The sequence below is a fragment of the Paraburkholderia antibiotica genome (genome assembly GCF_012927125.1).
Lineage (GTDB): Bacteria > Pseudomonadota > Gammaproteobacteria > Burkholderiales > Burkholderiaceae > Paraburkholderia > Paraburkholderia antibiotica.
This window is the reverse complement of the sequence record NZ_JABBFZ010000020.1, coordinates 1-12,730: the sequence shown is the minus strand read 5'-3', so window position 1 is coordinate 12,730 and position 12,730 is coordinate 1. Positions and strand designations below refer to the sequence as shown.

Here is a 12,730-nt window from a genome sequence, read left to right as displayed (position 1 = left end):
CTGAATGCTGCGGGTGTCGCCGCCAGCGTTGCCAGTGTTGCCGGTTTCCCGGCGCGACTGCTATGGTTGGCGTAAGCGGTGGCCTACTCGGCCGACATAGGCGCCGCCGCATGCAGCCCGCGGCGAGCCCACGCAAGACTTACCCGCCTGTCGGCGTCGCCGGCTTTTCCGCGTGACCGCCGAAATCGTGCCGCATCGCCGACAGCACGCGATTCGCGAAATCCGCGTCGCCGCGCGAGCTGAAGCGCGCGAACAGCGCGGCGCTCAGCACCGGCGTGGGCACGCCTTCATCGATTGCCGCCGCGACGGTCCAGCGCCCCTCGCCCGAATCGGACACGCGGCCGGTGTAATTCTTCAGCTCCGCATCGCTCGCGAGCGAACCGGCGATCAGATCGAGCAGCCACGAGCCGATCACGCTGCCGCGTCGCCATACCTCGGCGATATCGGCGAGATTCAGATCGTACTGATACAGCTCCGGCCGACGCAGCGGCGACGTTTCCGCATCGACTTCGCGCGCATGCTGCCCGGCGTCGGCGTGGCGCAGTACGTTCAGGCCCTCGGCATAGGCCGCCATCAGGCCATACTCGATGCCGTTATGGACCATCTTCACGAAGTGGCCCGCGCCTTGCGGGCCGCAATGCAGGAAGCCCTGCTCGGCGGTGCTGGTGCTGTTCGTACCGCTCGTACCCGCGCCGCGGCCGGGTGTCGGCTCTGCCGCGCCGACGCCCGGCGCGAGCGTCGAGAAGATCGGTTCGAGCCGCTTCACGACGTCGGCCTCGCCGCCGATCATCAGGCAATAGCCGCGCTCTCTACCCGCGACGCCGCCGCTCGTGCCGACGTCCACATAGTGAAGCTGGCGCGCGCCGAGTTGCTGGCCGCGGCGGATGTCGTCGTGATAGTAGGAGTTGCCGCCGTCGATCACGATGTCGCCCGGTTCGAGCAGCGGCACGAGCTGATCGAGCGTCGCGTCGACCACGGCGGCGGGCACCATCAGCCAGACGGCGCGCGGCTTGTCGAGTTGCGCGACGAGGTCGTCGAGCGAACTCGCGCCGGCCACGCCCTCCTGCTTCAACCGGTCGACCGCCGCCGGCTGCACGTCGTAGGCAATGCACTGCTGACCGCCCTTCGTCAGACGCCGCACCATGTCGGCGCCCATCCGTCCCAATCCAATCATGCCTAGCTGCATAACTCGCTCCGGAAGATGCTGCGTTGCGCTGTCCGATGCTCTGGTCGTCGTGGTGCGGCGGCGTGGCGATGTGCGCGGGGCTGATGTGGTCCGTGGTGGGCCACCGTGGCCTGTTCTCGCGGGATCTCTTCGTCTTCGTTACGAAGCACCGCTAACGGCGGTGGATGACGGATGACCGTGCTGCGTGGTCTTCGCGGTTACCTGTCGTCGCGATGTCGGCCACTCGGGCCATTCCTTCGCTTTGCATCGAGCGCCCGCCCGATTCGGCGTAGCTGCCCTTAAGCATAGGCGCTGCGAAGCGATGCTCGCCGGATGTGTCGCAAGAAGCCGCACTTTTTGCAGAGGCGCGGGGCGGCGTAAAGTTCCACATGCTTCTGTCGAGGCGCGGTCGGCTCCATCACTCGCCGCGCTCGGGCACCCGTCCGCCTTTGCGCGCCCGCAGCCTCGCGTATTGCTCCGCCGTGAAGCGCTTCACCGCGCGCCACATCAGCGGATAGCGATAGCCGGGCACCGCGAACAGCACCAGCGCGCACAGCGCGAGCAGCCCGCAGAACAGGAACGTGCCGCGATAGCTGAAGGCCTGCACCAGCAGCCCCGACAGCACGCCCGACAGGATCGAGCCGACCCGCGCCGCGTTGAAGAACAGCGCGGTCGCGCGACCCGGCGAATGCGGCATCAGATCCTGCACGTAGGTCATGCCGAGGCACGAGGTCACCGCGACCACGAATGCGTTGAGCATCTGCATCGGGATCAGCATGCCGACGTTGCCCGCCAGCGACATCGCGACGAAGTACACCGCATGCACGGCCGCGCACGCGGCGAGCCAGTTCGGCTTATGCAGCGACGACGACTTCGCGCCGAGCGCGAGCATCATCGGGATTTCGGTCAGCGCGCCGAGGCCGAGCATCACGGAGACGTCCAGATGCGTACCGTTCAGCCCATGCACGATATAGAGCGGTAGCACGATCATCGTCGCGTTCGCGGCGAGGCCGAGCAAGGTCAGCGCGGTCACCGAGCGCATGATGTCGTTGGCCGATGCGCTCGGCAGCGTTTCGTGCGCATCCTCGCCGGGTTGCCGCAGCGGCGGCACTGTGATCGATGCCGACGGTTCGGCGGCCGTGTCCTCGACCGTGTGATCGCCGAGATGGCCCTGCGGCTCGCGCATGCGCCAGACAATGAAGCCGCACGCGGCGAAGCTCGCGGCCGCGAACAGGAACAGGCCCGTGAAGCTCGTGGCGGCGAGCACCAGCGCGCCGACCGACGGCCCGAACACCCACGCGGCCGACAGGATCGTGCGCAGCGTCGCGCTCGCGAACACGCGCTCGGCGGGATTCGGCGCCGGCAGCGCCGCGCGGCTGAACGAGAACACCATCGAGATCGCCGAGCCGCCCGCGCCGATGAAGACGATGCCGACCGCCAGCAGCAGGCGGTAATCGCGCACCACGCACAGACACAGATAGCCGAGCGTGGCGGCGACGAGCGCCGCCAGCAGCAACGGCCGATGCTGTCCGCTGCGATCGCTCCAGCGGCCTGCGAGCGTACTCGCGAGCACGCCGCTCGCGGCGATCAGCGTCATGAATATGCCGAGCCGTAACGGCGTCATGCCAGCGCGTTCGATGCCGAATAGCGACAGATACGGAGCGGTGAACGACATCGCCACGCCGAGCATGAGGGTGGCGGCGGCCAGCGGCTTGAAGCCAGGGATGCGAAGCAGGTCGAAAAAACGCGCAGTTTTCAACACGGGGCGGAGGGTCTGGTGGAGCGAGCCTGAACGCGGCAGCAGGCGCCCGGAGGTGCCTGAAGATGCGAGAGGCGCCGGTGGTTCGGGGCCGGAACGACCGGGGCATTATCGACCGGAAGGGAGGCGCGCGTAAAGGTTGAGCGGAGTTGACCAGATGTTGTGGACCCCTGGACGGGGTGGGGTTTTCTTTGTTTCTTTGCTTTTGTTGGCCTTTCCTTGATTTGTAGCCGGTCTTTGCACTGATGCCAAAGCGTCGGCGCAGCTCACGCCGGTTGGCGCCTTCCTGCAAAGCCAGATGAACGAATTCCAGACGCAGGTTCATGGTGTCTCCCGGGTTCCAGGGCATGAACGGCTCCAGGCGACTCACTCGCCCGATGTGTTACCCATGTCCCCGCACACCTGTTACCCATGTCTCCGGTCCATACACAGCAGGCAAAGAAAGTAGGTACCGCCCCGCACAGGGGCGTAATAAGCGTAAACCCTTATCTCTTGCAAGCCTTGCCCCATAAGGCTTTCAGCCGTTGGGTCGGTTGCAGCGTCCGCTAAAACGCGTCGTGTGGGGAGCCAGTGGGGAAGTTGCGGAAGCTTTGCGCTCACGCGACTTGCCCAGGCGCTCGCAGCCCCGCACGCGCCGGACGGGCTCCGCTGAAGAAGTCACACCAAAGGAGACGCGATCATGATCCACACACGGCCAATGGACGCATCCGACAAGGAGAGCAACGAAGAACCGGAGACGGACGCAACAGAAGCTCTCGCCCGCACAGTCTTCACCAGGCTGCTGATGGTCGCGCGCTACCGCCGCCCTCGAAGGGCGCGAGATTGCCTACCGTGCCGTGCTGCATACGCTGCAAACGATGTTTAAGAAGCGAGAGCAGCAAGCTCGCCGACACGATCCCAAACCGTTAGCCGTGGATGGTGCCGTGGTCCCCGAGCGCGATAAGCCTGCACCCGCAGGCAGTACGATGGCCGTGCATGGCGAACTTCCTGCCGTCAACATCCGTCGCGAGGTCGGAGCCTTCGATGATCGGATTCGTGCCGTGCTCCGGGCACGTTACCAGATCACCCACGCGCGCTGCCTTGCGCCCGAGAATGTCCATCGTGTCGGAGCCGGAGATGATGAGTCCGCCGTGGGTGGTCTTGTCACCTACGCAAGCAATTGAGGTCATGTTTCTGTTTCGTTTATTGAATGTACAACGCCCATGAACGGGGCGTCGTGGTTTGAGTTGTATTAGCCGGTACTCGACCGGTCAGACAATGTCAGTGGAGATGTCACCTGTTCCCGACCAAGGGAATGATTCTCCGGGGCGAGTCGACCCTGTCCAAGAAACCCAAGCGGTTCAGTACTGCTGCAGGATGTACGGAGCGGCCGCCAAGTTAAGCACCTGAAGCGCGCTATTAAAACTGTATCGCTCTAATCTGCAGGTACGCCTCAATTTGTAGCCTCGGCGGATGCGAAGGCTTTATAGGCATCCGTCTTTTCGTACTCTTTAACCTCTTTTTCAGCTAGCTCTTTGAATTTCGAAGTCGAGTAGGTATGCTTGAAACTCCCGTCTGAAGAAAAAATGGTAAGCGTACCCTGCTTTGCCTGAATCAAAGCTTCAGTTATAGCATGAGGTCCAATCACCCCCATCATTCCTTTGCCCGCCATACCATACTCGCATTGTTTAACCATAGGTGCCGACGTTCCATTGATTAGAAGCGTGCTGGTGGTTGCTTCCATCCAAAGATTATTACATCTGTGAACGGGTTTGTCCAAGAACACCATGTCCATTTGTAGCCCAAGCGGATCTTTCCTAAAGGTAACGACTAGCTCTGTTTTTCCATCAGTAGAAGCTACTGCAATGGCTTTTTCCTCTTTTTTAGAATCTCCTCCTACCACACTCCAACCATCTAAATTGCTAGCGCCAGCTTTATACCTTGGCACATCTTCAGCGGTTGCAACCGAGCAATTAGAATCCACAAAAAAAACGGCCAATGCCAATACCGATCCGACCGAAAATTTCCTCAAAACCGTCATGACTAATCCTCCAGATTAATAAAATTCGCATGAAAACCATTTTTCAGATATACATTCAGAATATTTTTCTATATATCCGAAAAACTGATTTTATAATTTTTCAAGTTTCCAATTAAATTTTCTTTAGTTCAATCAAAAATATGCTCTCTTCTTTAATTGGGCCGCATCCATTCAATTATCCGATACACCACCGCGCCCGCAGTAGCCTTTCATGCCCTCGGAACACATCGACCGGTGGTTAGGTACAGAGGCGTTCTTCAGGACCGGACAGCGCGTCAATGTCTCGGTTGACTACATCCGGCAATGCCTCACCGTTACCCCCGAATACGACTATGCCGCCATAAAGCGCGAGAGCGAAGCGTTTGCCATCGAACGCAAGGTCGCCAATGACGAACTGCGCAAGGTATGGCGCGCGCAGACGGATAACTACAGGCGCGTGACCATTACCACCGGGTAGAAGAACGAAGGGCCGCGTTTTTGCGACCCTTGTTGCATGCATCAGTTGAAGACATCAAAGCTGCTACGCCTCAGGCAGCTTCAACGATTCAACCCACTTGTTCGGTACGCCAGCGAAATGGTCGCACAAGCGGTCCTCAATGTGCTCGGCCTCCCAGCCCGCAGCGCTTTCTAGGCCAATGCAGTCCTCTCTAGAAGAGGGAGTAATTTTCCCTCCGTGATAGATCGAGAACCGCTTGGCTAACATGTCGTAGACAAAAAATCTAGGTTCAGCCTTCAACGGCTCTTCTAGCGGAATATTGCCAACCACTTCCCATCTGTCCGATTTGATAGCACGGTACATGACCCCAATCATAAACAGAACAGATGAGCCAGTAACCACATCCGCCTTCATTGCTTCCGTTGACTGAAGATCGTAAAACGCCATCAACGGCTCTGGCAAAACCCTGCCATACCCGAAACGCCCATTACCAAGATCGATCTTCACCACATCGCCGACCTTGCCTCGTCCTCTTACTTTCGCCATTTCTTCACTCGTATGGAATTTCTGCTTTCGGATTTGGAATCATGCCATGTGGAAGATTCGCTCCACCTCCACCGCCAACTGCACCAAACTCTGCTTCCGCAGCTTCCATGAAAGTTGACAGTTTAGGATTGCTCGGCGAAATTCCGTTGATTGCATTGCCTGACGTACCGCCCATCGATCGCGCTCCACCGTTCGCTTCGATCATTGCCTGTTCCCGGCCACGGATAGCGCAGCGATTCGCTGATGATTGGTCGAGTCTCGCCGGGCCATAGCCTTGAGACGTCATGTGATGATCCCGATCTCGCGCAAGAATGTTTTGCAGCGGATCTCCATCGCCACTAGTTCGCCCTGTATAAACCTGCCCCCTTACAGGATTGGTCTTCGTGTACGTCTGGTAAGACTTTTCCAGCCCGAACGGGTCAACCCAGCCAACCGGATTGGGCGCATACGCATAAACATTGATCCCGCCAGCGAGCCCAATCGGATCTTTGCTAATAAACCGCCCTGTCCCCGGATCATAGTACCTGTACCGGTCATAGTGCAGCCCCGTCTCATCATCGCAATACTGCCCCTGGAAACGCAGCGCGTTAGCCGTGCCCACCGGATCCGGCCGCTCCCTCCACGTATCCTTCCACCCACCCCACGCCCTGTACCGCGCGAGCCACACCACCTTGCCCGACTCATCCGTCAGCTCCTGCGGCGTCCCCAGGTGATCGTTCTGGTAGAACAGCGTCGCATGGCGGGTCGTCGCCGGCATCTGCACGAAACGTCCATCGGTCCCGGTCGCCAGATACGCGGGCTCGACCATCGACTCATCCAGCCGCGCGAGCGGCACGAACGACCCCGGCTCATGCAGGTAGATCGACGCCGCCCGCCACTGATGCCTGTCATCCAGCGTATGCATGCGCTGCGCGACCGGCAGTGAATACGGGTCTTGCGCATCCTCACGCACCAGCCGCGCCGCGCGGTACTGATACGGACGGAACTCGCCGGTACGCCGCGGCGGCTCATGGAAGCGTTCCTCCATCAGCAGCACGTCGCCGTCCCACGTGAACACTGTGCGATCGATGCCACCGCCGGGCCGCTCCACCTCTTTCAGCGTGCGCCGCCCGAACGCGTCATAGCGGAACCGCACGACCCGCTCCGCACGCGCAGCGGTACGGCCCGCTCCCTCCGCATCAGACGCCCTCGCATAACAGCTCGCCTCCTCAAGCCGGTTCGCCGCATCATGCCGATACACCCACGTCCGCCCATCCGGTTCAACGCGCCGGCCCAGATTGCCCCGTGCGTCGTAGTCGTAGCGCGTCCGGTTCAGTCCGACCAGCACATTGCCGATGCACCGCAGCAGCGACCGCTTCCACTCATCCAGCTTCGCCGCGTCGTCCGAGCCACGTTTGTTGTGCCGCAGCGGCGGATACTGTTCATCAGGATGCGCGCGCAGCCACGCCGTATCCTCCGCCGATTTCCGCGCAAACCGCTCCGCCTTTTCCTGCGGCGTCTCGACGACCGGCGGCGGCGTCATCTTCTCCGCATCCACCGGATTGCCCGCCGGATCGAACGCAAAGATTTCCGTCAGGTCCGGCGTCACCGATTTCAGCAACCGGCCCACCGGGTCGTAGGTGTAGCCGGTCACGCCGCGCGTGCGGTCCTCGATACGCGTCAGGTGCCCCGCCGCGCTGTACTGCAGACGCCGCTCCGCGATCCGCTCGTGCGGGCCCGTCGCGCTCGCGGGCTTCACCACGAAGCGCGTCAGCCGTCCGGCCGGATCGTATTCGCGCTGCTGGCTGAACGCGGCATGCGTGCGCCCGGTTTCGCGGTGCAGCCAGACCAGTTCAATGGAGCTCTCCGGACGATGGATCGAGCACGCCGGCTTTGAAGCAGGGCAGCGCGTAAGAATCACCGTCGAATACGGCCGCCTCACCATCACCGCCGAATAAACGTACGAAGGGCCGCATGCGGCCCTTCGTCTACATGTCAACTATCTCCATTGAGATAGGCGGATATCTTGCATATGAACGCTGAGGTTGCCGTTAGCTTTGCTTCCGTTTCTCCTTGTACAACAACTTCCAGTGCGCCGTCTACGCTCTCCGACACTGTCAGGTTGCACCTATTGCCTCGTCCAAACTTGACCAGTTCGACAGAAAGTAATGGACCGAACGAAAGCTCTACCTGGACCGTGTTGAACTTTTCCCATTTCACGGGTGGATTCTTGGGAAACTCCTGCAAATCCAGTGTCAGAAGCACACTCGGCCCATTCCAGTCGAACTGCAGTCGCTGAAGATTTACCTCATCAAATTTAGGCAGATGGCCATAGATCTGACGCAACCCTTCGGGATTGTCTAGAAAGCATGTATCGGAAATCATTTTCTATTCAGAACGGGTAATGAGCCTAGGTCCCATCAACTGAACCCGTCTTCGTGTTGCTGATTGGCCTTACATTGAAATGCGGCCCCTGATTTCCAACTCCACCTTCACCGAAGTCGTGTCCGGCTCCGTGATCCTGAATCACAACGACAGTTCCATCTGAACGAGTGTATTGATATTCACGGGTAAGAACTCGTTTGTTACCGCATATCACCTGGCAACCCTTGCTGGTCATTGGTACGTGAGTGATTGAATCAGGCTGCTGAGACATCGGAATCCCTGCGTCACGTTTGGCCTGTCTGAAGGCGCCATTACGCCCCATCAACCCCAGCGGATCAATCCAGCCAACCGGATTGGGCGCATACGCATAAACTTTTTATCCGGATGCACCCGCCCCGCGCATCGACCGCTTTCCCCTGTCCGGCAAGCCTTCCAGCAGAACCGCACACCCTGGCGCAGATTTTTTCCCAGACGCGATTCTCTCCCGCGGCGTATCTCTTAACAACCTCAGCCCACCGGGTTTGACGGCTCCCGAAGGGAGACGGCAAACCCGGCGGAACAGGACCGTGCTGAACCACGTTCCTGCGTCCTGCTTATGCGGCGCTTCGTATGCTTAGGACTAGATAAATTCCACATCGATCCGATCGACCCGGATCGAAACCATCTTCCCATCCAAATACCCGAAATCGCTCAGAAATATTTCGTCAAAAAATTTAATTCCCGCGTCAAGAATTCCATCAGAAAGCAAACCTGTAATGACATAGGAGAAACTGTTTTCGATCTGACGCAATGATGCTTTCTTATCGTCCGACTCGTGAAGATCGTAATCGTTGAAGATAGCGAGCGTCAGTACTACCGGGTATGTTTCGCTCTCCTTTAGCGCATAAGGACAGACACCAGCAAAACATACGATCTCTACTCCATCGATTAGTAGTGTAACTTCCTCTTCGACAAGATCGCCGATCTTTTCGATTTTTGCCTTAACCACACCTTCCTCCTTGAGAGCTAATCGTTTTGTCCTTCGGATCGCCGTTAAGTGTCTTCCAGAAATATTTTCCGCTCTTTGTGTGGATTGTAGTTATATCCCCATCTGAATTTGTCCCAACAAATGCAAATTTAGAGTCGCCGCGAGACGTATTTCCCATGTATTGAACATACCCGGTTCGCAATTCGCCCTTGTGCTGATACTGGACCTGATCGCCATTTTTAATCACGCCATGTCCGATGTCTAAATATTCATCGGCACTTTTTGCGCCGAATTCGGCACCGTGCTTCTCAAAGTGACCTTGCAGCTTTTCTAATGATCCGAACTTCGGACATAGTCCGAACGGATCAATCCACGATATCGGATTGGGCGCATACGCATAGACGTTGATCCCGCCTGCCAGCCCTATCGGATCCTTCGATATGAACCGTCCGCTTTGTGGATCATAGTACAGGTGCCAATTGTAGTGAAGGCCCGATTTAGTCGTCAGCGCCTACACAGATCGGAGACCATCCAAGAATTGATCGAACGTGTCACACACGAAAAACTTCTCCTTGGTGTCGGCTGTAATTTGAAACACTGATCCGAAGCCAGAGGGCTCTGTCGAGATATAAAAGATGTTACTTCCTTGGTCATACGCAAACGGGATTGCGTTCGACAAACCGAAATCCTCTGCCAAATCTTTCTTCACGACCTCAATCGTCAAAGCGCCATATTTCAGCGGAAAAAAGCCATGAAAGGGGAAGACATAGTCCCGCCCTGACACCTCTTCCACGTCTACCGGATAACCTCCGTTGTGCGCGAGGTAGTGCCGTCTAAACGATTCAGGCAAATCGATCTGCATGGCATGCTCGAATTCACTGATGTCAGTGTCCGTCACAGTCTGATTAGTGTCCTCATACTGCATACTCACCTTCTGCATGGATGTGTGTAGGTTTGACCAGTTGCGGCCTGATACTGACTCACACCACCAACGTGTGGAACACCAGTATGAGCTTCCTGCTTCACGAGTTGCATAGTTCCAGTGTTCGTCTCCGTATCATAGTCATCGACATGATGCCAAACATAGCCACGCGGAGTCGACTTTTGTCCTAACGCTGCCATAGATCCATTCTGGAAATCCGTCCCGTAGTCGCCAGAGTAAGTGACGGTTTGTATGGGGTTCACTCCCGGCTTGTTGTAAAGAGCGTTACTACCGGTATAGTCCAGGCCGCCGTTGGCATTTCTAGTTACTCCGGTGAAACCACGATCAGCGAGTTTCTGGAGCGGACATGTCGCCAGACCCAGTGGATCAATCCAACCTATGGGGTTGGGACCGTATTGATAAACGTACAAAGGGCCGCGTCAGCGGCCCTTGCTTATTTCATGATGTACTGCGCCCAGCCCAGTGATTCTATTTCGCATTCATCGGGAGCTTCGACCATGCCAAACTTCCCTTGAGTTCCTGTTCCATTGGCAATAGCGTCTGGACTTGTCCATTCCGTCTCGCACTCATCGCAGCAAAGAAACAGTTCGCCGCTTGCTTTATCTTTTACAACCTCAACCCAGCCCTGGTTACATACCGGGCACCACTTGACCTTATGCTCGTAGCTCATCTTAGTTTCCTGCGGATGGGTATCCGGTAATTATCTTGTTTGTTCCAGCCTGAGTAACCACGGTAACGTAATTAAGATTTTGTCCTTGTCCTGCATACCCGCCCGCGTAACCAGAATTCTGGCTTGGGATATGATAAATATCTACACTCCCGTCGTTTATCGGCTGAATGTTTCCCTTCGAGTTCCAGACATCATTGATCTTGCTTGTGGGATCTCCATAAAACACTCCATGATCCTTTTTCTGCAAATCATTGACGCCGTGCTTATTAACGTGCGTGCACCGGCATTCGCCCTTCTTGCTGACGATACTCCAGTCCAATGTATTAGGAGTTAATCCAAGCGGATCAATCCAGCCAACCGGATTGGGCGCATAAGCATACGCGTTGACCCCACCGGCTAGTCCAATCGGATCTTTGCTGATGAACCGACCCGAGTGCGCATCGTAATACCGATGCCGGTTATAGGCGAGCCCCGTCTCCTCGTCATGATACTGCCCCTGGAACCGGATCCGGTTATCCGCGCCAACCGGATCGACGTTGCCGTACGGTGCACGCTTCACCCCACCCCACGCCTTATACCGCGCAAGCCACACCACCTTGCCCGACTCGTCCACCATCTCCTGCGGCGTGCCCAGGTGATCATTCTGGTAGAAGTAGGTTCCGTGCCGCGTCCTGGCCGCCACCTGCACGAAACGCCCGTCCGTACCCGTCGCGAGGAACGCCGGTTCCACCAGCTTCTCGTCAAGCCGCGCAAGCGGCACGAATGACCCCGGCTCGTGCAGGTAAAGCGACGCCGCCTGCCACTCGTGATGCCGCTCAAGCGTATGCATGCGCTGCGCGACCGGCAGCGAATACACATCTTCCGGCTCCTCGCGCACGATCTGCGCCCTGCGGAACTCCAGCCCGCGATACACATGCTCGCGCTTCACCGGCAGCCGGAAGCGCTCCTCCATCAGCAGCACATCGCCGTCCCACGTGAAGAACGTGCGCTCGATCCCGCCATCCGGTCGCGTCACCTTCTTCTTCGTGCGTCGACCGAACGCATCGTACGCAAAACTCACTTCCAGCAGCGGCCGCACACCACCACCCGCCACCGGTTCCCTACGCGCCAGCTCATCCGCCTCAGGCGGCTTCGCATAGCGCTTCGCTTCGATCAGCCGGTTCGCTGCGTCGTACCGGTACAGCCACGTCGTGCCGTCCGGCTCGACCCGCCGCACGAGGTTGCCATGCGCATCGTGTGCATAGCGTGTGCGGTTCAGTTCCTTCAGCACGTTGCCGATGCACTTCGGCAGCGACGCCTCCCATGCGTCCAGCCTGCGCCTGTCCTCCACGCCCCGCCTGTTGTAACGCAGCGGTGGATATTTCTCGCCAGGATTCGCCCGCAGCCATGCGGCGTCCTCGGCACGCTCCCGCGCGGCACGCGACGCCTGTTCCTCCGGCGTCTCGACCTCCGGCCTCGGCGGTACCGTCTCCGGGTCAACCGGATTGCCTGCCCGGTCGAACGCAAAGACTTCGGTCAGGTCCGGCGTCACGGACTTCAGCAGCCGACCGACCGGATCATAGGTGTAATCCGTCGCACCGCGCGCGTGGTCATCGATACGCGTGAGGTGGCCCGCTGCGCTGTAATGCAGCCGCCGCTCGGCAATGCGCTCATGCGCGCTGGCCGCGCCCATCTGCTTCACCGTGAACCGCGCCAGCCGCCCCATCGGATCGTATTCGCGCGTCTGGCTGAAAGCCGCATGCGTGCGACCCGTCTCGCGGTGCAGCCGGTCGCGCTCGAAGTCCACCAGCGGCGCGCCGTCGAGCAGCACGCCATGCACGTGCCCCGAGCCATAGCGCAGCCAGTCGACGGTGCGCGTGT

Annotated in this window: 14 protein-coding genes and 3 pseudogenes; 2 read left to right on the top strand and 15 right to left on the bottom strand. The window is 58.6% G+C overall.

The window, feature by feature from the left end:
• Nucleotides 1-139: 139 nt before the first annotated feature.
• The 5 genes and pseudogenes from gnd to HHL14_RS25935 form a co-directional block, all read right to left on the bottom strand.
• Entirely contained in the window at nucleotides 140-1,186 is a 1,047-nt protein-coding gene (gene gnd / locus HHL14_RS25955) for a phosphogluconate dehydrogenase (NAD(+)-dependent, decarboxylating) (protein ID WP_169500449.1), read from the bottom strand.
• Between the two features lie 397 nt (nucleotides 1,187-1,583).
• Complete coding sequence (locus HHL14_RS25950; RefSeq protein WP_169500448.1) at nucleotides 1,584-2,927, bottom strand: sugar efflux transporter; 1,344 nt, start codon at nucleotides 2,925-2,927, stop codon at nucleotides 1,584-1,586.
• Nucleotides 2,928-3,147: 220 nt separating this feature from the next.
• A pseudogene (locus tag HHL14_RS25945) lies at nucleotides 3,148-3,273 on the bottom strand (IS481 family transposase); the annotation flags it as partial.
• A gap of 556 nt (nucleotides 3,274-3,829) precedes the next feature.
• On the bottom strand, nucleotides 3,830-4,093 hold the full coding sequence (locus tag HHL14_RS25940) for a PAAR domain-containing protein (protein ID WP_169500447.1): 264 nt from the start codon (nucleotides 4,091-4,093) through the stop codon (nucleotides 3,830-3,832).
• 263 nt (nucleotides 4,094-4,356) lie between these two features.
• Nucleotides 4,357-4,944, bottom strand: a complete 588-nt coding sequence (locus HHL14_RS25935) for a hypothetical protein (RefSeq protein WP_169500446.1) — start codon at nucleotides 4,942-4,944, stop codon at nucleotides 4,357-4,359.
• Between the two features lie 211 nt (nucleotides 4,945-5,155).
• Between HHL14_RS25935 and HHL14_RS25930 the strand changes: the two genes are divergently transcribed.
• Nucleotides 5,156-5,401: a hypothetical protein gene (locus tag HHL14_RS25930; protein WP_169500445.1), complete on the top strand. Its 246-nt coding sequence runs from the start codon at nucleotides 5,156-5,158 to the stop codon at nucleotides 5,399-5,401.
• Between the two features lie 63 nt (nucleotides 5,402-5,464).
• Here the strand turns inward: HHL14_RS25930 and HHL14_RS25925 are convergent, their stop codons facing one another.
• The gene (locus HHL14_RS25925) at nucleotides 5,465-5,926 is read right to left on the bottom strand and encodes an immunity 26/phosphotriesterase HocA family protein (protein ID WP_169500444.1); all 462 of its coding nucleotides are present in this window, start codon (nucleotides 5,924-5,926) and stop codon (nucleotides 5,465-5,467) included.
• A gap of 4 nt (nucleotides 5,927-5,930) precedes the next feature.
• A complete protein-coding gene (locus tag HHL14_RS25920; protein WP_407945306.1) occupies nucleotides 5,931-7,826 on the bottom strand; it encodes an RHS repeat-associated core domain-containing protein in 1,896 nt (631 codons plus the stop codon).
• On the opposite strand from HHL14_RS25920, the pseudogene HHL14_RS34010 reads away from it, so the two are divergent.
• Nucleotides 7,798-7,863: pseudogene (locus tag HHL14_RS34010) on the top strand (SymE family type I addiction module toxin); the annotation flags it as partial. The gene HHL14_RS25920 and the pseudogene HHL14_RS34010 overlap by 29 nt on opposite strands.
• 37 nt (nucleotides 7,864-7,900) lie before the next feature.
• Here the strand turns inward: HHL14_RS34010 and HHL14_RS25915 are convergent.
• The 8 genes and pseudogenes from HHL14_RS25915 to HHL14_RS25880 form a co-directional block, all read right to left on the bottom strand.
• Nucleotides 7,901-8,290, bottom strand: coding sequence for an Imm50 family immunity protein (locus HHL14_RS25915; protein WP_169500443.1), 390 nt, complete (start codon nucleotides 8,288-8,290; stop codon nucleotides 7,901-7,903).
• 25 nt (nucleotides 8,291-8,315) lie between these two features.
• Nucleotides 8,316-8,525 (bottom strand): HNH/endonuclease VII fold putative polymorphic toxin, encoded by a 210-nt coding sequence (locus tag HHL14_RS34005; protein ID WP_407945308.1) that lies wholly within the window; start codon nucleotides 8,523-8,525, stop codon nucleotides 8,316-8,318.
• Nucleotides 8,526-8,909: 384 nt separating this feature from the next.
• Nucleotides 8,910-9,278, bottom strand: a complete 369-nt coding sequence (locus tag HHL14_RS25905) for a hypothetical protein (protein WP_206002517.1) — start codon at nucleotides 9,276-9,278, stop codon at nucleotides 8,910-8,912.
• A 331-nt stretch (nucleotides 9,279-9,609) separates the two neighbouring features.
• Nucleotides 9,610-9,756, bottom strand: a pseudogene (locus tag HHL14_RS33320) (RHS repeat-associated core domain-containing protein); the annotation flags it as partial.
• Nucleotides 9,757-9,768: 12 nt separating this feature from the next.
• The gene (locus HHL14_RS25895; protein WP_169500442.1) at nucleotides 9,769-10,182 is read right to left on the bottom strand and encodes an SMI1/KNR4 family protein; all 414 of its coding nucleotides are present in this window, start codon (nucleotides 10,180-10,182) and stop codon (nucleotides 9,769-9,771) included.
• Nucleotides 10,183-10,184: 2 nt separating this feature from the next.
• On the bottom strand, nucleotides 10,185-10,442 hold the full coding sequence (locus HHL14_RS33840; protein WP_329601732.1) for an HNH endonuclease signature motif containing protein: 258 nt from the start codon (nucleotides 10,440-10,442) through the stop codon (nucleotides 10,185-10,187).
• A gap of 191 nt (nucleotides 10,443-10,633) precedes the next feature.
• Nucleotides 10,634-10,870, bottom strand: a complete 237-nt coding sequence (locus tag HHL14_RS25885) for a hypothetical protein (RefSeq protein ID WP_169500441.1) — start codon at nucleotides 10,868-10,870, stop codon at nucleotides 10,634-10,636.
• A 1-nt stretch (nucleotide 10,871) separates the two neighbouring features.
• The coding region (locus HHL14_RS25880) for an RHS repeat-associated core domain-containing protein (RefSeq protein ID WP_206002516.1) at nucleotides 10,872-12,730 on the bottom strand (1,859 nt) is incomplete at its 5' end.

Bases quoted from the DNA above. Each gene is read 5' to 3' on its own strand.
- gnd (WP_169500449.1), bottom strand. From the start codon at position 1,186: ATGCAGCTAGGCATGATTGGATTGGGACGGATGGGCGCCGACATGGTG.
- HHL14_RS25940 (WP_169500447.1), bottom strand. From the start codon at position 4,093: ATGACCTCAATTGCTTGCGTAGGTGACAAGACCACCCACGGCGGACTC.
- HHL14_RS25935 (WP_169500446.1), bottom strand. From the start codon at position 4,944: ATGACGGTTTTGAGGAAATTTTCGGTCGGATCGGTATTGGCATTGGCC.
- HHL14_RS25930 (WP_169500445.1), top strand. From the start codon at position 5,156: ATGCCCTCGGAACACATCGACCGGTGGTTAGGTACAGAGGCGTTCTTC.
- HHL14_RS25925 (WP_169500444.1), bottom strand. From the start codon at position 5,926: ATGGCGAAAGTAAGAGGACGAGGCAAGGTCGGCGATGTGGTGAAGATC.
- HHL14_RS25915 (WP_169500443.1), bottom strand. From the start codon at position 8,290: ATGATTTCCGATACATGCTTTCTAGACAATCCCGAAGGGTTGCGTCAG.
- HHL14_RS34005 (WP_407945308.1), bottom strand. From the start codon at position 8,525: ATGACCAGCAAGGGTTGCCAGGTGATATGCGGTAACAAACGAGTTCTT.
- HHL14_RS25895 (WP_169500442.1), bottom strand. From the start codon at position 10,182: ATGCAGTATGAGGACACTAATCAGACTGTGACGGACACTGACATCAGT.
- HHL14_RS25885 (WP_169500441.1), bottom strand. From the start codon at position 10,870: ATGAGCTACGAGCATAAGGTCAAGTGGTGCCCGGTATGTAACCAGGGC.